The sequence below is a fragment of the Stenotrophomonas sp. 22692 genome, assembly GCF_052045015.1.
Taxonomy (GTDB): domain Bacteria; phylum Pseudomonadota; class Gammaproteobacteria; order Xanthomonadales; family Xanthomonadaceae; genus Stenotrophomonas; species Stenotrophomonas geniculata.
In genome coordinates, this window is the sequence record NZ_JBQEMR010000002.1 from 100,273 (window position 1) to 118,465 (window position 18,193).

At 62.9% G+C, this 18,193-nt stretch carries 14 protein-coding genes and 1 tRNA gene; 8 read left to right on the plus strand and 7 right to left on the minus strand.

Going from position 1 to position 18,193, the window contains the following annotated elements:
- Positions 1 to 387: 387 nt before the first annotated feature.
- Positions 388 to 810: a YybH family protein gene (locus ACTJJM_RS02755; protein ID WP_329757095.1), complete on the minus strand. Its 423-nt coding sequence runs from the start codon at positions 808 to 810 to the stop codon at positions 388 to 390.
- 5 nt (positions 811 to 815) lie between these two features.
- Positions 816 to 1,589, minus strand: a complete 774-nt coding sequence (locus tag ACTJJM_RS02760) for an alpha/beta fold hydrolase (protein WP_440865127.1) — start codon at positions 1,587 to 1,589, stop codon at positions 816 to 818.
- Positions 1,590 to 1,701: 112 nt separating this feature from the next.
- Here ACTJJM_RS02760 and ACTJJM_RS02765 point away from each other — a divergent pair, with 112 nt between their 5' ends.
- The 3 genes from ACTJJM_RS02765 (at position 1,702) to ACTJJM_RS02775 (ending at position 5,289) form a co-directional block, all read left to right on the plus strand.
- The gene (locus ACTJJM_RS02765; RefSeq protein WP_312661774.1) at positions 1,702 to 2,616 is read left to right on the plus strand and encodes a LysR family transcriptional regulator; all 915 of its coding nucleotides are present in this window, start codon (positions 1,702 to 1,704) and stop codon (positions 2,614 to 2,616) included.
- A gap of 876 nt (positions 2,617 to 3,492) precedes the next feature.
- Entirely contained in the window at positions 3,493 to 4,467 is a 975-nt protein-coding gene (locus ACTJJM_RS02770) for a hypothetical protein (RefSeq protein ID WP_440865128.1), read from the plus strand.
- 333 nt (positions 4,468 to 4,800) lie between these two features.
- Positions 4,801 to 5,289, plus strand: a complete 489-nt coding sequence (locus ACTJJM_RS02775) for a hypothetical protein (RefSeq protein WP_329757099.1) — start codon at positions 4,801 to 4,803, stop codon at positions 5,287 to 5,289.
- Positions 5,290 to 5,631: 342 nt separating this feature from the next.
- Here ACTJJM_RS02775 and ACTJJM_RS02780 read toward each other — a convergent pair whose 3' ends face one another.
- Positions 5,632 to 6,072 (minus strand): ArsR family transcriptional regulator, encoded by a 441-nt coding sequence (locus tag ACTJJM_RS02780; RefSeq protein ID WP_425531790.1) that lies wholly within the window; start codon positions 6,070 to 6,072, stop codon positions 5,632 to 5,634.
- Between the two features lie 533 nt (positions 6,073 to 6,605).
- On the minus strand, positions 6,606 to 7,628 hold the full coding sequence (locus ACTJJM_RS02785; protein ID WP_440865129.1) for a GlxA family transcriptional regulator: 1,023 nt from the start codon (positions 7,626 to 7,628) through the stop codon (positions 6,606 to 6,608).
- Between the two features lie 49 nt (positions 7,629 to 7,677).
- On the opposite strand from ACTJJM_RS02785, the gene ACTJJM_RS02790 reads away from it, so the two are divergent.
- Together ACTJJM_RS02790 and ACTJJM_RS02795 are read left to right on the plus strand one after the other, a co-directional pair.
- On the plus strand, positions 7,678 to 8,484 hold the full coding sequence (locus ACTJJM_RS02790; protein WP_440865130.1) for an SDR family NAD(P)-dependent oxidoreductase: 807 nt from the start codon (positions 7,678 to 7,680) through the stop codon (positions 8,482 to 8,484).
- Positions 8,485 to 8,512: 28 nt separating this feature from the next.
- A complete protein-coding gene (locus ACTJJM_RS02795; RefSeq protein ID WP_329757101.1) occupies positions 8,513 to 8,845 on the plus strand; it encodes a carboxymuconolactone decarboxylase family protein in 333 nt (110 codons plus the stop codon).
- Between the two features lie 706 nt (positions 8,846 to 9,551).
- Here the strand turns inward: ACTJJM_RS02795 and ACTJJM_RS02800 are convergent.
- The 3 genes from ACTJJM_RS02800 to ACTJJM_RS02810 all read right to left on the minus strand — a co-directional run bounded on the left by ACTJJM_RS02800 (position 9,552) and on the right by ACTJJM_RS02810 (position 13,650).
- A tRNA-Thr gene (locus ACTJJM_RS02800) sits at positions 9,552 to 9,627 on the minus strand.
- Positions 9,628 to 9,677: 50 nt separating this feature from the next.
- Complete coding sequence (locus ACTJJM_RS02805) at positions 9,678 to 10,682, minus strand: NAD(P)-dependent oxidoreductase (protein WP_197601224.1); 1,005 nt, start codon at positions 10,680 to 10,682, stop codon at positions 9,678 to 9,680.
- A gap of 97 nt (positions 10,683 to 10,779) precedes the next feature.
- The gene (locus ACTJJM_RS02810) at positions 10,780 to 13,650 is read right to left on the minus strand and encodes an autotransporter outer membrane beta-barrel domain-containing protein (protein ID WP_262102443.1); all 2,871 of its coding nucleotides are present in this window, start codon (positions 13,648 to 13,650) and stop codon (positions 10,780 to 10,782) included.
- 254 nt (positions 13,651 to 13,904) lie between these two features.
- Between ACTJJM_RS02810 and ACTJJM_RS02815 the strand changes: the two genes are divergently transcribed.
- From ACTJJM_RS02815 to ACTJJM_RS02825, 3 genes are read left to right on the plus strand one after another with little or no spacing between them, the layout of a single operon-like run.
- Positions 13,905 to 14,414, plus strand: a complete 510-nt coding sequence (locus tag ACTJJM_RS02815; protein WP_029379863.1) for an RNA polymerase sigma factor — start codon at positions 13,905 to 13,907, stop codon at positions 14,412 to 14,414.
- Positions 14,411 to 15,379 carry a FecR family protein gene (locus ACTJJM_RS02820; protein WP_043396710.1) on the plus strand — a complete coding sequence of 323 codons (969 nt, stop codon included), beginning with the start codon at positions 14,411 to 14,413 and terminating at the stop codon, positions 15,377 to 15,379. Before ACTJJM_RS02815 ends, ACTJJM_RS02820 begins: the two co-directional genes overlap by 4 nt.
- 11 nt (positions 15,380 to 15,390) lie before the next feature.
- On the plus strand, positions 15,391 to 18,189 hold the full coding sequence (locus ACTJJM_RS02825; protein WP_440865131.1) for a TonB-dependent receptor plug domain-containing protein: 2,799 nt from the start codon (positions 15,391 to 15,393) through the stop codon (positions 18,187 to 18,189).
- Positions 18,190 to 18,193 lie beyond the last annotated feature (4 nt).

Genomic DNA, 18,193 nt, shown 5'->3' on the forward strand with positions numbered 1-18,193 from the left:
GCGCCTACCCAAAAAGCTGGACTAAGGATATCGGTGAGCGATTAGGGTCGCCCACGAAGAAGAGACCCCCTACCCCATACACCTAGGGATAAGACTCAATCTGAATCTTGCATCTAGAGATAAGGGTCTCTACTGATTTGGATAGGGCACCTATTCCAGAGCGTCAGGTTCCACCTACAGCTACACCCTCCCCTTGTTGACTGATGAGTCATCCATCAATCAACACACCCGAACTCAAGCTCTCAGCGCTCCTTAGGTGCACCGACGTACCTCACGAGGCTCCGCCTTCCGCCAACTTGGAGTCCCTGCACGCTGCCTTCTCCCGTTGCCCCTCCGTGGTGGTATCCGCCGTCGTGCCCGCAGCAAGCGCTCGGCCTCTGTTGAGGCCTAGCTGCAGGAAAGCACTTCGATCCCCATGGGGTTGGCGATCTTCAGCCGCCACTTACCACTTGTATCCACCACCACGACCTGAGTAGCGGTGCCGATCTGTATCTCGTTCTCCGCGCCGGGCTGTCCTGGAAGTTGGAGGCTCCAGTCGAGTAGGAGCAAGGCGGTGTCTTGGCTCACGATGCAGAGCCGTACGTCGTTGCGGATCTTGGCGCCCGTGGCCAGCAGGTCCTCAAGCGCCCGGCGGTGGTCTCTTGTGTGAGCACGTACCCGACTGCCATCAACCAACTGCATAATTGCGTCGGGAGCGAATAGATCGACGAGTGTTTCGAGGTCGCCTTCGTTGAACGCTTGATCGAAGACGCGTGCAACCTCTTCTGGCCTACTGCTTGCCAGTAGCCCCACGTCCTGAAACATAGCCATGGTCCTCAGAGTCCTTCTGCAAATCGCGAAATGTGGTTTGCCAGCTCATCAGGAGATTCCAAAGGGGAAAGATGGCCGGTGTTCTTCAGTACGTGCATTTTTGCATGGGGAATCAGCGGCAGGACCTGTGATTTGAGTACTGCAATGGGGTCGACCTTGTCGCATTCCCCGCCAATGATCAGGACCGGAACCTGGATCTTGGCAGCTTCAGATGAAAGGTCTTCCGTCATCGCTTCCATGGGCCAGGCCAGCTTTGCCTCCGCCGTGCCGCTCAAGCTGTCCTCAATCACCTGTTGCAAGTCAGCCCGGCTGAGCACTTTTTCCGTGAGCACGTTTAGGCAAGTCGCCTCGACTGATTCCCGCGAATCGTAGGCGTGGCTCATCATGGCGCGCTGTTCCAGCGGAAAGAGGGACGGACCAGGCGATGCCGGGGCAACAAGCACCAGCCCCACCAATCCTGCCGGCCTCTTCGAGGCCATGAGCTGGGCTGTTTTCCCCCCCATGGAATGGCCCACTAGGACGAAGCGCTCCAAGCCCAGTCGAACTATCACGCTCAAGGCGTCCTCTGCGAGTGCCTCGATACTGTATCCGTCTCCAGACGATGACCGCCCCCAGCCTCTGTGATCAGTCGCGACGGTCTTGAAGCGAGGTGATAGCAACTCGGTGACGTGACGCCAAGTCCTTGATGAGCCGCCCCAGTAGTGGAGGAAGACCAGTGCGGTATCGCCCTGGCCCTGCACCTCAACGTGGCTAATGATCCTGTTGGTTTCAATCTTCATGTTCTCTCCTCAGCGGCCGACAGCAGCCATGGAGCTATCCTAGGTCGCATACCCTGAGGGCGGAATGGACGAAAGATGTTGACCGTCCATACCGATCGTATATGGTCATTGCATGGACCAGATGACCGCTATTCGCCTCTTCGTACTCGCAATCGAACATGGCAGCCTTGCAGCTGCCGGGCGTAAGCTCGATGTGTCATCCGCGATGGCAGGGCGATATCTCCAGTCGCTCGAGAACCGGCTAGGAGCGAGACTGATACAACGAAGTACGCGCCAGTTGATGCTGACTGAAGTCGGAAGGCTCTACCATGCGCGGTGCAAGCGCATCTTGGCGGAGATAGATGACGCCGAGCGAGAAGTCGCCGACCGGGATCGGGCACTGCTCGGAGTCCTCCGGGTGGCCGCACCCGTCACCTTTGGCTCGAAGTGCCTGGGCAGCAATGTCAGCGAATATCTCAAACTCCATCCGGGAATTCGCATAGACCTAAGTTTGTCCGACTGCCACGTGGATCTGCTTGCGAGCGGGATCGACGTGGCGATCCGCATTGGCGAGATCTGGGATCAGAACCTGACGGTGCGCCGCCTAGCAAACTGTAGAATGATGGCGTGTGCCTCGCCTAGCTACCTCAGTATTCACGGCGAGCCGAAGCTGCCATCGGATCTGGAGCGACATGCTTGCTTGGCATTCAAGGGTGCCACCTCTTCAGGCGACTGGACCTTCCTCGATGCCGAAGGCGCACAGCGGGCGCCGAACATCGAGCCCCGCCTGCTGGCAGACAATATGGATCTGCTGACCTCAGCTGCAGTGTCAGGCGCCGGTATCGCCTATGGGCCGGAGTTTGCCTTTGTAGACGCATTGAGAGCCGGCGCACTTGTCCCAGTGCTCACGGGTCTCCGCGCCGGGATGTTGCCAGTTCATGCTGTCTATCCAACTGCCCGATACATTCCAAAGATGGTGCGCGAATTTGTCGACCAGCTTGCTCGCGATTTCGATTGTGTGCCTCCTTGGCAGGTTCAGCCCATCTGACCAAACCAACTCCAATGGCGCAGCCCCTCCCCCCAAACTCGTCCAGCGTGGCAATGAGGCTGCGTGAAAGCCTGTCCAGCAGCAGGTCGAACAGTTCGCGTAGCGCCTTAGGGAGGCTATAGGCGGGCTTCAGGCGGCAGGGGTCTCCACATTAGACGGGATGGAGTCGGCCCTGAATGGCCGAGGGATACTGACAGCTAGGGGTTCAGTGTAGCCCTGTGCGCGTGTCTCGCGCCTCCTGCCCAGGCTGAGCGTGGCTCCGTGCAAGCGTCTCGCGTCTCCTGCGCAGACTGGAAGCGATGGACCGGTAACCCCCTGCGCCCCCTCAGCAACGAAGCTGAGGAGGTCCCCCTGATGACATGCTAAGCACCGGTTTACCTACTGCGCCTCCCCTGCCCCATAGAGGTTACGCACTGGGGTTCGGGCTGACCCTCGGAAAAGCGGACCGCATCCCCCACAGCGCAACGGTCCAGCGCCCCTCCCCGAACCGACCAGACACCGGGTTATTCAGTGCAACCCGGACACCAACTCGCAATTCCCCCTGACCCTCCCAGAACGGGAATCCGGAGTTCAGACCCAGCTGATGCGATGTTCGCTGGGCGACCGAAAAACAGCGCCCTAGCCCCCCCCGTGCGTCGAGCCTTACGTAGGGATAAGCAACCAAGCCTCACCTGTCCTATAGGGATAAGACACATAGGTTTGGATGGGACCCATGCACCAGATCAGGAGCCACCTGCACCAGAGGTTGCCCGTGAGCCTGTCCTAAGCCCTCGACTGACTAGTCAATTCTTCAATTAATCACCGGCAGTTATATGCCCAGGCCTATCCCAGGTAGCCCTGCGTTCGCTGCTGTTCATCACAATGAGAAAAACCATCATGGTCGCGATCAACCCTGCAACTACAACCGACCCCACAGGGCACATCGCTGCACTGTCGGCTATCAAGGCTCGTAGGAAAGCTCACAAAGCAATGTCGCAGCGCACTGCGAGCCACGTCGCTAAAGCTCCCGGAGCACCTCGAAAGCGAGCACCAAAGGTATCCCGCGTACCTATCGAGGTGCAGCCGGGAGACATCGCCGGTCGCCTACGACAGAAGGGCTACAAGGCTGCAACCGGCGTCTCCTATCTGTGTGATTACGTTGAACTGGGGGGGCCGGGCACGTCCTATGGCGTGTCACTCCCGATGCGCGGCTCGGCGACCCAGACAATTAACCAACTGCGCCGTGCCATCGCTAACAGCGCTATGGAAGGTGAGGAAGTCAGTATCTGGATGGACCCCGATGACTGCCGTTTGCTCCTTTACTGGCCGCACCCTGAGGAAGATGTGCCGTCCTACAGGTCGCTTTTCGGGATGGACAGGCTAAACATGCGCGGCGACACAATGGTAGTTCCTTACTCCGCGTTCCCTGCCAACGTGATGACAGACGCTCACCGCCTTCAGGCAATCCACATGGACCACGTGCTAACCCGGAACCACAGCTCCATCTGGATTGAAGCCACCTGCGACAGTCTGCAAAGCGTGGTCATCGTGAGTCGTATCACGGACACATATGGTACCGAGAACACAATGTCGCTCCCCGCGCAGCGCGCACGCGGCCCCGTCACCCCTATGGAACTGGAAGTGATCGTCAAACCTGGACAACATGGACAAGTGGTAGCTAGCGCCGTCATCCCCCAAAGTTCGAGGCAAACGGTGGGTGCCGGAGAGTTGGTCATGTATGCCCCCGAGGAAGCAGCAGGCCTCGCCATAGCCCGCCTGCGGTTGCTAGGCGAATGTCTCGCGAACTGCTCCATCTCAACAATGGCTCCTCGCAAACCTGTTCAGGTCTACGACTTCGCTCTGCCGTACTAGTTCGACACCGCGATGCAACCGAAACGACACGTCAAAAACAAAGGTGCCCGACCGGGCCCGGCAGACCGCCTTTCCTATGCTCCCAGCGTTTGGCGCAGGTGCGTACGCCTGTCCTTCATCACCCTGAAATTCCAGGAACCCTCCCGCTCACCCAGTCCAGCTCGACAGACATACCTAAGCGCTTTCAACAAATGATGGATACCCGCTCAAGATGGCACTGAGCGACCAAGGGATCGGGCAGCATTGCATTTCCGGTGATCCGGGTGGTTGGACGATGATAGAATTCACGCATCTGAACAGTCCCATAGCTGTTGACCTTTAAACAAGGAAGTCATGAGTACAAAAGCAGTCGCTTTATTGATCCTCGGGGCATGCGCGGGCGCGGCGGCCACTTATCTCATTTCACAGTCGTCGATTGCTGAAGCCGAGGCAGACTTGAAAGAGGCTCGCGGCTACCAGCAAGAGTTTGCGAGAGAGAATGGCAAAATCTCGGCAAGGAACTCGGAGATCGAGAGAAGGCTGGCTACTCTTGAGAAAAGCACTTATGACCGCCAAGGGATTCGGAGTTGCATACTGAATGCTACGATTCTTAGCAGCGCCGTAGACGCTTATCGCCTCGGGAAGCCACTGTCGGACATCGAGAGGGGAATGATCGACAGATACATGCCCAGTGCAATGGTTGCAGTTCAGGGAAAAAGCATGCAGTCGGCGCTCTTCATCCTCTTGGATGAGCAGAGGAAGGTGAGCGAGGAATGCCTGGATGGAGCCAGAATTAGGGCAGATCCAACTGGGAAGTTTTCGGCCCAACCTCCAGTGCAATGAAGATCGTCTAAACGATATTTATTGAGTGCTTTACTTCCAATGCGCATCGCCATAACGGACCAACTAGAGAGTTGCCTAATAGGCGCTGCCACCGCGATGCCATCCGCTCGCACCCCATCGCAGATCTATCCGACGTAGTTCCGATGCCGACTTAGCCCTAAGCAGCGCCCTCGCCCTAGATTCACTTGAAGGCAAGCGAGCACGGCACTTCAACTTGTGTGCGCAGGAACCCACTACTGCGATCCTCATCGCCCGTTGTAGACGGAGAAAAAAAGGAGGGGCGTAACCTAAGACTCAACATTGCGCCCCTATGCCCTGCAGGCCACCTCAACCAGATAGCCTTTAATTCCCCGGCGTCTCGCCGCCCCTATCTGTCTTTTTCTCCTCCTCACACGGCACCAAGTCCCGCAGACTAGCCATGAATGACCGACCTAGTGGGCTTAGTCGAGTCAATCTGATCCTACCGTCGTGCGGTGCCAAGAAGACTTCAACCAACCCCAACTCCCGAAGTATGCGCAGGGATCTACTAATGGTGCTTTGGGCAACAGGGACAGCCCTGCTCATCTGCTCCTCGATACTACCCGCAGACAATCCCACGGCATCTACGCGCCATAGCGCCATAAGGAAGTAAATCTGGCGTAGCGTGGTGTCGGGCCCCATCAGATCAGAGAGACGCCGTATCGGAACTTCTAGCAAATGCGATTGACGTGAGACCGGCCCATAGGGCGCGTCATTGGCTACAACGGCGTCGCGCTGCGCTTTAGAGGGGCGCGGCGACCTCATCTGCACTTGCCCCTGACAGTCGTTCCAGCGCGCGTCCGGAGGTCCACTATAAGCCGGGCCCGGAAGGGAAGACAGATCATGAGGTATCGGCCGTATGCCGTCTTCCCCGCCCCGATAGTGGCAATTTCGCCAGGAAGCAACCGCTCCAGTGCAAATTTTAACATTGCGTCAGTCTGTTTTTGGGCAGACCAGAACTAAAGCACAGACCTGCAGATATCGAAAATCCAATCTATCGGCAATCACCGATGCAGTTCGACTGGCGGATACAAGCGGAATCTACGCGGGTAGACGCGCAACCTTAAGTTTCCACTTCTGCTGCCCTACGGTTGCGCGAGGGCAGAAAACTTTGGTTGCAATGGTCAAGGGGTAGGACTGGCGTCCGGGGATATCTCGTACACGCCTCCCTTTACGCTTGTCCAACTGCGAAGGGTCTCTCGTTAAGAGTCTGCTATCGGCCAGGAGCGGACTTCCCTATGCGGCGCGGCTGACCCGGCTGCGTCCGGTGGACGATGGATCAGTGTTGGAAATTCCAGTCACGTTTTTAGTCCGGCGCGAGACTGCCGCCGCATGGATTGGGGGGTGACTCCGAATCCTCGCAGGTAGGCCTCGCGAAGATGCCTCCGGTCGCGAAACCCATTCTCACGGGCAATCACTTCCAGCGGGTGCCTACCCTGTTCGACCATGATGCGTGCAGCCTCGAGTCGCAACGCCTCAATCGCCTTCGCTGGGGACTGACCGGTCTCCGCCGTGAAGATCCGGCTGAACTGTCGGGGGCTCAGGTTGACCCGTTCCGCCAGCTGCTCCACGCCCAGTGGTTCGCCCAGATGGCGCTTGGCATAGTCGAGCGCTTGTTGAATCCGGTCGCTTCGCGGTGCCAGTTCCAACAGTTCCGAGTGCTGGGTCTGTCCGCCAGCGCGCCGATGGTGCATCACCAGACGGTGTGCCACCGAGCCTGCCACCTTCGGCCCCAGGTCTTTCTCAACCATGCCAAGCGCCATGTCCAGCGCCGCGGTCATGCCGGCTGAGGTCCAGAATTGCCCATCCAGGATGAAGATCCGATCTGCTTCCACTTGGATGTCGGGGTGGCGCTGCTGCATGTGCTCGGCGTACGCCCAGTGGGTGGTGGCCCGCCGCTGGGTCAGCACACCGGCTTCGGCCAAGATGAAACCACCTGTGCAGATGCCCGCCACGCGCCGGGCTCTGGGTGCCACTCGACGTACGAATTCCAGCAACGCTGGCGAAACCGGGCCGGACAGCGGGTCAATCACGCCGGCGAACATCCAGGTGTCGGCGCGGCTGCGCCCGCTCAGCTCGCGCGTCACCACTCGCATGCCCAGCGAGGCATTGACCTCACCGCCCTGGAGCGACCAGTTCTCCACGGCGTAGAAGGTCTCGCCATGAACGAGGTTGGCGAACTCGAACACCGCCTGCGAGCCGAGCGCCATGACCTGAAAGCCATCGCCCAGTACGTATCCAACCCTGTGCATGGTGGCCGAACCTCCATGTCCTAAAACATGACTATATACGTCATTTGAGCCATCGTCCATCAGGCGCATGCTTTCTCCACACCCCCGCGGCCACGGCCGCCTTACTGGAGAAACCACCATGTCCGCACCCCCCTCTTCCCCCGGCGTAGCCCTGGTCACCGGTGCTTCGTCTGGCATTGGCGCGATCTATGCCGAACGCTTGGCCCGTCGTGGCCATGACCTGATTCTGGTCGCACGCGACCGCCAGCGCCTGAATGCCTTGGCTCAGCGCATCAGCAGCCAGACCCAGCGCGCCGTGGAGGTGATCGCCGCCGACCTGGCCCAGCGCGATCAGCTGGTCACTGTAGAGCGCCGTCTGCAGCAGGATGCCGATATCTCGGTGCTGGTCAACAACGCGGGCATCGGTACCCACACGCCCCTGCTGCAGAGTGATGTGGAGCGCATGACCGCCATGGTGGAGCTCAATGTCACCGCGCTCATGCGGCTGACCTATGCCGCCGTGCCGCAGATGGTGGCCCGCGGGCGGGGCACTGTCATTAACATTTCCTCTATCGCCAGCGTGGCGCCGGAAATCCTCAATGGGGTCTACGGCGGAAGCAAGGCGTTCGTCACCGCCTTCAGCCAATCGCTTCACAAGGAACTTGCCGACACCGGCGTACGTGTTCAGGCGGTTCTTCCGGGTGCGACCGCCACTGACTTCTGGGCAGTCGGCGGCCTGCCGGTGGAGAACCTGCCGAGCGAGATCGTGATGCCGGCCGAAGACCTTGTGGATGCTGCGCTGACTGGGCTGGATCGCGGTGAACTGATCACCCTTCCGTCGCTGCATGCCGGCGAGGAATGGGAGGCCTTCGAAGCCGCGCGCCAAAAGATGGCGGCACATCTGTCCAGCAACACCGTGGCTCCGCGCTACCGCGCCGGCCACTGACTTCCATTTTCCAAGAGGAGATGCACCGATGTTGTTCAACTGGTCTGAGTACGTGCCCGCAGTGAAGAAGGCGTTTGGCAGCCTGGGAAAGCGCCATCCGAAGATGCTTGAGGCATACCAATCACTGGGTGCGGCGGCCGTGCATGATCAAGCGCTGGACACCAAGACCCGTGAGCTGATTGCCGTTGCTGTCGCGATATCCCTGCGTTGCGACGGGTGTATTGGCACGCATACCGAAGCCGCGCGTAAAGCCGGAGCGAGTGAGGAAGAGCTTGCGCAGGCGCTCGCTACTGCAATCCAGGTCAACGCGGGGGCCGCGTACGTTTACTCGATGCGGGCACTTGAGGCATACGGCGAGTAGTCCATGTCGCCGCGGCATCCCGTGTTAGTGCCTCGCGTGGTGTCCGTGCAGTGGCCGACGGTTGCCTATGACGGACTCCACGCCATCTAATCCAGTGCCCGGATGAAGATCATTTCATTTGACCCTAAGACTTATTGCTCGACTTGCATCAACGTCCGCTTCCGGCCAATAGGAGACATCGCTTCCCATACGAGCCTGGTCTAGGACTCCCCCGCCATGGTGGGCACGTTTCCTGCTTTATCCTGGAGGGATAGCCGACACCGCCTAGTTTTCGGTCAAGCCTACCTGCCAGGCAAGCAACCTAGTTCGATGACGTGAGAACTTGATTGCGCGGCTACGGGAGGTGTTGCTGGCAAAGCACCCACTCATCGGGACTCGCCCGCAATCAGGTGACCTATCGATCTCTCGCAGGCCAGGTAATCGAGCGAATAGCCAACGAGGTCGTCCCGCCTAGCTCTTGTCGCGAGCGTCGCAGGCATGCCTCGCTAGCCACGATTTGGGCGGCACTAGACCCACTCGGCCGCGCAGCACGTCCAGCAGGCAACTCAGAATCGAGGGATCGAACAGCCCGTAGAGAATCTGCGCAAACAGCAGAGCAGTAACCATAAGTGGGCTTCTCAGGGTCGTACCGCAGTGCTTCCAACTGTACCCCACAGGTGTACCGCAGGGGATCGTAAATCGCTGATTTGTAAGCGATAGGGAAGCATGGTGCCGGAAACAGGAGTCGAACCTGCGACCTACGCATTACGAATGCGCCGCTCTACCAACTGAGCTATTCCGGCGGAGCCCGCGATTTTACGGGCTGGGCGCCCCGGCGGTCAATCCACCCGGCTCAGCTCGCCTCCACCCGGTTCGCACACACCCGCCCCTCGGCGAAATCCCGCAGGTTCCCCAGCGTGATTGCCGAGATCTCCTGCAGCGCATCTACGGTGAAGAACCCCTGGTGGCCGGTCACCAGCACGTTGGGGAAGGTCATCAGGCGCTGGAAGGCCTCATCATCGATGATCTCGCCGGACAGGTCCTGGAAGAACAGCGCGCTTTCCTGCTCGTAGACGTCGATGGCCAGATGACCCAGCCGCCGCGACTTCAGCGCGCGGATCACCGCATGGGTATCCACCAGCCCGCCGCGCGAGGTGTTGACCAGCATCGCGCCGGTCTTCATCCGCGCCAGCGAGGCGTCGTTGATCAGATGCTGGGTATCGGGTGTCAGCGGGCAATGCAGCGACACGATATCGGCGCGCGCCAGCAGCTCCTCCAGTCCAACCCCTTCGCCCACGGCAGCGAAGGCCGCCGATGGATACGGGTCGTACCCCAGCACGGTGCAGCCCATGCCGTGGAAGATGCGCGCGGTAGCCAGGCCGATCTTGCCGGTGCCGACGATGCCGACCGTGCGCCCGTGCAGGGTGCGCCCGAGCAGGCCATCGAGCATGAAGTTGCCTTCGCGCACCCGGTTGTAGGCGCGATGGGTCTGCCGGTTGAGGGTCATCACCAGCGCCAGCGCATGCTCGGCCACCGCCTCCGGCGAATAGGCCGGTACGCGTGCGACGAACAGATCCAGCGCTTTTGCAACCGCCAGATCCACGTTGTTGAAACCTGCGCATCGCAGCAGCACGGCCCGCACCCCCATCGCATGCAGGGTGTGCAGCACCGGCGCATCCAGGCGGTCGTTGACGAACACGCATACGGCTGCGCAATCCTGCGCCAGCGCCGCCGTGTGCACGTCCAGCGCCACATCGAAGTACACGAACGCAAAGCCGTCCCCAGCCGCATCGCGCTGGTTCGCCTCATCAAGGAAGCGGCGGTCGTAGGGACGGGCACTGAAGACGGCGATCTGCATGGATGGGCCTGGGTGGAATGCCATACCGACCATACCGCAGCAGCGCCCGCGTTGGGATGGCACCGGCGATGCCGTCATCGCCGGTGCCGGGTGCCACTTAGAACCTGTAGCCCAGGCCCAGCATCACGCCGTTCTGGATCTGCCCGTCGCGGCGCTCGCCCACGTAATCGGCCATGATCGACAGCCGCTCGCTGGCACGGCTGGTCACACCCAGGTTCCAGGCCAGCACCTGCTCGCCCACCGCCTGGCTGCTGGCGCCGAACACCAGATCCGGAGCTGCGGCGAAGCCGGTGCTGTAGCGGGCCTGCGAATCGCCCAGCTCCTTCTGCCAGACCACCCGGGCGCGCGGGGTGATGCGCTCACCGTTGTTGCCTTCGAAGGTCTTGAACAGCTGCAGGCCCGCACCCACGCGGATGCTCTCCAGGCTGCCACTGCGGCCAGCCAGCGCACCGGCGCCCTGCCCTTCGTTGAAGCGGGTGGCCGAAGTGCGCGCGTAGTCCACCACCGGCAGCAACGGCTGGATCACCAGGCCTTTGCCGGTGGTGAACGAGAACGCATGTTCAACACGTGCGGAGATCGCATCGTTGCTGTACTTCGCGCGCAGGGGCTGCTGCAGGCCATCGATACCGCCGATGCTGCGACGGGTGTCATGCCGCAGATCGGTGTAGCGCACGGCCGCCGACAGATAGCCGCGCGCGTACGTCGCATCGAGGTAACCGCCCACGTCCAGCGCGCGCACATCACCGGTGAAACCAGAGCCATCGCTGGCCTTGGTCGACATGTCCGCCGCGGCCACGCTGACGCCCAGGGTCACGCGGTCATCGGCCACGCGGGTGTCGGCACCGACCACGATGCCGCCGATGTTGTGGCTCAGGCCGGCCACGCCACCGTCGGCATCGATGCGGCCATGGCTGGCGAAACCACGTGCCCAGATGCCATGGCTGCGTCCGGCATCACCGCTACCCGCAACGCTGCCCGGCGCCGGCTCGACCAGGTGCATCGCCAGCTGGTTGAACAGGCTGCCATGGCGCATGCCCGGCTGGGAGGAGACCGACTGCGCCACCTGCGAGGCCAGGCCATCGGCATCGCCGCCGCTGCGCATGGCCGACTGGTGCTGCTGCACGACGTTGCCGATGCTGCCCACCAGTGCGGTGTCTGCCAGGCGCAGGCTGGCGTGCGCATCACCGCGCAGGGCACCGGCCTGTTGTGCGATCACATCGCGGTCGGCGAACTGCAGTGCGCCCAGCAGCGATCTCAGCCCCTTGTCCTGGCGATCGGAGGCCGTCGCCAGCGCACGGCCCAGGCCGTCGCCGGACGTACCGTTGGCGAACAGGCCCAGCTGGTCAAAGCCGGGGTTGGCGGTCAGCCACAGGCCATCGGCCGTCTGCTTCACGTTGAAGCTCAACAGCGAATTGTGGCGGGGACGGAACACATCACCGCTGATGCTGGCACTGTAGCCGGTGTCACCCAGGCGCACGGCCTCTTCGAAGCCACCCTGGTAGATCGGGCCCTCAACCAGATCACGACGGAAATCCTGGCCGTAGTAGCCCTGCGCCACGTTCAGTTCGAGGAAGGCCCCCTTGGAGATCACCAGTGCCCCCTCGGTCTGCTCGTCATCGAAGAAGGTACCCACGCGCAGGCGGCCTGCAGCGGTGCCGCCATTCTCTGTAACGTCGAACAGCACCTTGCCGCCCGGCATGATGTTGACGTAGCCATGGGTGACCAGGTCGCCACCGCGCGGCATCAGCGTGCCGAACACGCGCAGGCGGTTGAAACCGTCTTCGCGGTACGACGGGCCGGTGCCGTCCAGCAATGCAGCGCGGTCCATCGCAGTACCCGCCACGTCGCCATGGCCGACCAGCATGCCTGCGCCGAGCACGCGCACTTCCGATGCGCGCAGGGCACCGCCTTCCAGCGCGATGGTGCCATTGTCGACCAGCATGAAATCCGCACCCGTCGTCGCGGACGTGCGCCAGGTGGCGCCGTTGGTCACCCGGATCACGCCCATGGCGTTGTCCAGCGTGGAGACATCCAGATCAGCCAGCCGCAGCTTGGACAGCAACAGGTCCTGGATGTCCGGGTCACTGAGGTAACCCTGCACCGACAGCGCACCGATGCCCTGCGGACCCTTGCTGGATGCGTTGTAGATGCTCTGCGCGAGATTGATGTAGGTGGATCGCCAGTCGGTATTCCAGCGCGCGAAATCATCATCGACGAACGCCTGCAACTGGCGTCCGGTACGCAGGTAGCCGGGGTTGATGTCGCCGGTCACGTTGGCGGTGACATTCAAGGTGTCGCCCGGATCGCGGTACCCGTTCGCGGTGATGATCCTGTTGCTGTAGATGTCCTGGCCGGGGAACGACTCCAGCTTACTGCCACTGCCATCGGGGTCGAAAGTGACCGAGGAACCGGTGCCGCGTGCCGGATCGCGGAACACCAGCAGGCCGTTCGGCTTCACCACTTCGTACATGGCCTTGTGCAGCAGCCCGGCATCCATGCCACCACCGTAATTGCCGGTGTAGATCTGGGTCATGCGCGGCGACGGCGTGTAGATCACCTTGCCGCCGCTGCTGGCCGCGTGGATCTGCACCGAGTCGATGAGCGGCAGATCGCCGGCCAGATAGCGTTCGACGCCACCAGACTGCATGATCGAGCAGGACGAGATGCAATTGCCGGACACGATGGTGTTCAGTCCGGAGGTGCGGATGATGCCCTGCAGCCACTCGCCGGCGATCAACGCACCACCATTGGACGTGCGCAGCACCACCTCACGGACCGGCCGGCCGTCGGCCTGCGCCTTGGCCAGCAGTGCCGGCAGGGACACCACGTCGGCGTAGGTCACATCGCCACTCAGGAAGATGCGATCGCCCTGCACGTGATAATTCATTGCCATGACGTCATCCACCACGGATATGGCGGCAACGCCCATCAGCCCGGCCAGGGCCAGGCTCAACTTCGAATACTTCATGTGTTCTCTCTCCACCCGCAACACGCGGGTAGAACGATCAACGCCGCAGCGGGGTGATCTCCCCCAGTGGAACGGATCCTGAAAAATGAATACATTCACAATGAGAATTCGATCGATGCACACTCTTCCCCATCCGGTCATCGTCGCGTAAAACTCGATGACGCATTCGCCACCGACAGTCGAGGCCAGCCCTGTCCACCCCGTCTCCCCTGATCCATCGCGCGCCGGAGCTACCCGCACCTGCGGATGCCTTCATCGCGTTCGTACGCGAAGAGCGCGCACCGCTGTGCGCGTTCCTGCGCACGCGGGGGGTCGGGCCTGAGGATGCGGAGGATATCGCGCAGGACTGCATGGAGCGGCTGATCCGCTACCGCGCACAGGGTCCGGACGAACTGCGCCTGCTGCTGTATCGTATCGCCCGCAACCGCCTGGCAGACCGCGGCCGCTCGCCGCAGTCGCGGCCGCATCTGCCGCTGGCCGAACACGATGGCAGCGACGAACCGTCCAGTTCCTCGCCCGATCCATTGCGCCAGGCCGAGTCAGGGCAGATGCTGTCCCTGCTGCGGCAGGCCCTGTTCAAGCTGCCCGAACGCGCACGCGAGGTCTATCTGCTCAACCGCATCACCGGCATGAGCTACACGCAGATCGCGCGGCATTGTGGAATTACTGCCAAGACCGTGGAAAAACATATCGCCCGGGCCCTGCAGGGCCTGCGTCAGGAGTTGGGATCGGATCCGCTGCACAACGACAGGGACGGCCAATGAGTGGCACCCCGCACAGGGATGATGCACAGCTGTTTGAACGCGCCAGCGCCTGGGTAGCCCGCCTGGAAGCCCCGGACTGCACGTCGGTCGAACGCGAGGCGTTCGAGGACTGGCTGGCCGAAGATCCGGCCCACGTCAAAGCCTGGGTGCAGGCCGAAACCCTGTTCCAGCAGGGTGCGGCGCTTGCGGCTGACCCTTGGCTGCGCACCGCCGCGGCACGGGCGGCGCGTCCGCCGCGCCGGCGCTGGCTGCCGGGCGTGGCCGCTGCCGCCGGTGTCTGCATGGCGATCGGCATCGGCTGGATGGTTGCCGTCGACGGCAACCCGACGCCGCAGGTCTACGCCAATGATTCGCACCAGCCACAGCAGCAGACGCTGGCCGATGGCAGCGTCGCCATGCTGGATGCCGGCACCACTCTCCACGCCCGCTTCGGCTGGCGCCATCGTGATCTGGTGCTGGAGCGGGGCCGGCTGCAACTGCAGGTCGCACCGTCGAACAAGGCGCTGAAACTGCACGCCGGCGACAGTACGATCCGCGACATCGGCACGACCTTCCAGGTCGAACGCCTGCGCGACGGCCTGGTCGAGGTCGCGCTGCTGGAAGGTGCCGTGGAAGTCAGCAACGGCGCAGCGCAGCACACACTGGCGCCTGGCCAACAGCTGCAGGTACTGCCCTCCGGCCGCATCCAGCCGGGCCCTGCCCTCTCGTCCAACGCAGCCGCTGAAGGCTGGCTGCGGGGGCAACTGGTGTTCGATGCCACGCCCCTGTCGATCGTGGTCGAGCGCATGAACCGTTATGGCCGCACGCCGCTGGTGATCGTCGATCCGGAGATCACCGACCTGGCTGTAAGCGGCACCTTCCGCGCCGGTGATGCACAGGAGCTGCTGTCGGCGCTGGAACTGGGTTGGTCCGTGGCTGGCCAGACGCGTCCGGATGGCGCGCTGGAACTGCGCCGCACCTACTGAGGAGACCGGCAGTGAAGGCAGGTCCGGGTGCGCTGCAGTGGGGGCTGCTCCGCGCCCTGCTATGCCTTGCACTGGGTGTTGCCGCACTACCGATGGCCGATGCCGGCGAGCCCGCCGGCACGCTGGAGATCGACGTGGGTGCGGGCCCACTGGTGCCGGCACTGCAGCAATGGGCCCGGCAGAGTGGCACCGCCCTGCTGTTCGACGCACGTGAACTGGATGATCTGCGCACCACTGGCACACGTGGCCAACGCGATACGGGGGCCTCCCTGAAGCTGCTGGTCGCCGGCCTGCCGGTGAACATCCTGCGCACGTCCTCGGGTGCCTTTGTCGTGCGACGTATCCATCCCGAGTCACCTGCCACGCCACCGAAAGCGGTCGCAGCCCCGCGCCTGCCGCACCCGGCTCCCAGGTCCGCCGACACGCCACACCAGGTGGAACTGGCACCCATCCACGTCACCGGCAGCCGGCTGCCGCGCTCTTCGGTGCAGACCACACTGCCGGTCACCACCATCGATCGCGACGACATCCTGCGCAGTGGCTACGGCAATCTGTTCGACCTGCTGCGGCACCTGCCCGGCATGAACGGCCATCCCGCCATGAGTACCTCGCGCGGCGGCGATTCGCAGTACCTGCCGGTGGGTGCAGCGGCCACCACCAGCCTGGACGGCATGGGCCCGCGGGCGACGCTGTTCCTGGTCAACGGCCGGCGCCTGCCGCGTTATCCCATGGTGTCGCTGGAACAGGGCGGGCTCACCGACCTCGGCGGCATTCCGCTGAGCTTCGTCGACCGCATCGAACTGGTACGCGGCGGTGCCTCGGCCATCTATGGGGCCGATGCCATGTCCGGCGTGGTCAACATCATCCTGCGCGACCAGGCCGATGGGCCCGAAGCCATGCTGCAGACCGGACTCAGCAGCCGCGGCGATGCGGGCCAGTACCGCCTGCAGGCCGCCACGGGCGGCGCGCGTGGCAATGGGGACCGCTGGTTTGCCGGCCTGGATCTGCACCGTGTCGAGCATGTCGCCGGTGACCAGCGTGACTGGCATGCGGAAACCTCGCTGTATCCGATCGGCGCGATCTTCGGCAACTGGTACGTGCCCGCCCGACGCTGCGAGCCGCCCCTGAAGCGGCGCGAGGATGGCTGCTGGTTTGACAGCGCGCGCCCGCGTTCGCTGCAGCCCGCCTCGGATACCGCGTCGGCCTACCTGCACTACCGGCATGAACGTGGCGAGGGACGCTATGCCTATGTCGAGGCACGGGCCAGTCACAACCGTCAGCGCTTCGACCTGGGCCCGACTGCCGTTGCCGTAGTCTCGCGCGGAATCACCTTCAACAGTGTGCTGCGCGAGGCCGGCAACGTGCGCCCCAGCGTCCGCGCCACCGATGCGGACGTCACCGTCGGCATCGGCCGTGACCAGGGCCGGCGCAGCTGGGAGGCGGGCATCAGCGCGCAGCGCAGCGAAGTCACCTTGTCCACTGCCGGCACCGTGCGCACGACGCGCCTGCTTGAAGCAACGCAGGCGCGCAGGTTCACCCCCGGTTTCGACGCGCCGCCGGCGGCCGAGGCGGACACGCTGTTTCCGTCCATCCGCAACCGCGGCAGCACCGCACAATGGCAGGGCTGGTGGGGTGTGCAGCGTGAACTGATGGCAATGCCCGGGGGCAATGCGCAGCTGGCCACCGGCATCGACCTGCGCCATGAACGCTGGGTCTCGCGTCCGGATGTGCTGCTGAGCCAGGGCGACCTTGCGCTGGGCCTGCCGCAGCAGCAACGCCGCCTGTCGCGACAAAGCAGTGGCGTCTATACCGAGCTGGGCCTGCCGCTGGCACCCACGCTGCGCGCGGACCTGGCTGCACGCTGGGACCGCGACGGCGGCTTCATGGCGTTCTCGCCTCGTGCCGGGCTGCGCTGGAGCCCGACGCCGCACTGGTCGTTCCTGCTGGCCAGCGGGCGCGGTTACCGTGCACCGAGCCTGTTCGAGCAACGGCGGCCTCCCGGCTACTTCGGCTCGATCACGCTTCCGGTGTCCAATGCCCTTCCGGAATGTGCAATCGCCACCCGCGGTGGCGGCTGCAGCGTCACGGCCAACGTCGTAGAGAACGATGCACTGAAGGCCGAGCGATCGCGCAGCCATTCGCTGGCAGCCACGTGGACACCCAACGACACGTTCTCGCTGTCGCTGACCCACAACATCGTGGAACTGCGCAACGAGATCCTCGCCCTGCAGCCCAGCGATGCGGTGTGGAATCGTAGTACCTGGGAACTGGATGAAGACGGCCACCTGAGCAGCCTGCGCCTGTCGTTCGACAACATCGGCCGCACCACCTCCCGCAACTGGGTGCTGCGTGGCGAGTACCGCATCGACAGCGGCAGCAACGGCCAGTGGTTGTTGTCGCTCGATGCGCTGAAACAGCAGGAGCTGCGCCGCCGCCGTGACCACGAGGCCGCCGTGGACCTGCGCGGCCACGTGACACCCGAGCTGGCTGCGGTGTTGAACGTGCAATGGCAGAACAGCAACTGGGACATCGCCCTGCGCGGCAACCAGGTCGGGCGCACCCGTGCCTGGCTGCCCGGGGCCGAGTGCCCGCAGGATCAGGTCGATCGGAACCAGTGCATGAATCCACGCCAGCTGCGCTGGAACCTGCACCTCGCACGTCGGCTGGGGCCGCGCCTCGTTGCAGCGCTGGATGTGCACAACGTACTCGATGCGCAACCGGTGAACTATCTGGTCGGCAATGGCGGACAGATGCCGGGCCTGGACGATCCGCTCGGCCGCTACTACCTGCTTACCCTGCAGTTCCGCTGAAGCG

Bases quoted from the DNA above. Each gene is read 5' to 3' on its own strand.
- ACTJJM_RS02755 (WP_329757095.1), bottom strand. From the start codon at position 810: ATGGCTATGTTTCAGGACGTGGGGCTACTGGCAAGCAGTAGGCCAGAA.
- ACTJJM_RS02760 (WP_440865127.1), bottom strand. From the start codon at position 1,589: ATGAAGATTGAAACCAACAGGATCATTAGCCACGTTGAGGTGCAGGGC.
- ACTJJM_RS02765 (WP_312661774.1), top strand. From the start codon at position 1,702: ATGGACCAGATGACCGCTATTCGCCTCTTCGTACTCGCAATCGAACAT.
- ACTJJM_RS02770 (WP_440865128.1), top strand. From the start codon at position 3,493: ATGGTCGCGATCAACCCTGCAACTACAACCGACCCCACAGGGCACATC.
- ACTJJM_RS02775 (WP_329757099.1), top strand. From the start codon at position 4,801: ATGAGTACAAAAGCAGTCGCTTTATTGATCCTCGGGGCATGCGCGGGC.
- ACTJJM_RS02780 (WP_425531790.1), bottom strand. From the start codon at position 6,072: ATGAGGTCGCCGCGCCCCTCTAAAGCGCAGCGCGACGCCGTTGTAGCC.
- ACTJJM_RS02785 (WP_440865129.1), bottom strand. From the start codon at position 7,628: ATGCGCCTGATGGACGATGGCTCAAATGACGTATATAGTCATGTTTTA.
- ACTJJM_RS02790 (WP_440865130.1), top strand. From the start codon at position 7,678: ATGTCCGCACCCCCCTCTTCCCCCGGCGTAGCCCTGGTCACCGGTGCT.
- ACTJJM_RS02795 (WP_329757101.1), top strand. From the start codon at position 8,513: ATGTTGTTCAACTGGTCTGAGTACGTGCCCGCAGTGAAGAAGGCGTTT.
- ACTJJM_RS02805 (WP_197601224.1), bottom strand. From the start codon at position 10,682: ATGCAGATCGCCGTCTTCAGTGCCCGTCCCTACGACCGCCGCTTCCTT.
- ACTJJM_RS02810 (WP_262102443.1), bottom strand. From the start codon at position 13,650: ATGAAGTATTCGAAGTTGAGCCTGGCCCTGGCCGGGCTGATGGGCGTT.
- ACTJJM_RS02820 (WP_043396710.1), top strand. From the start codon at position 14,411: ATGAGTGGCACCCCGCACAGGGATGATGCACAGCTGTTTGAACGCGCC.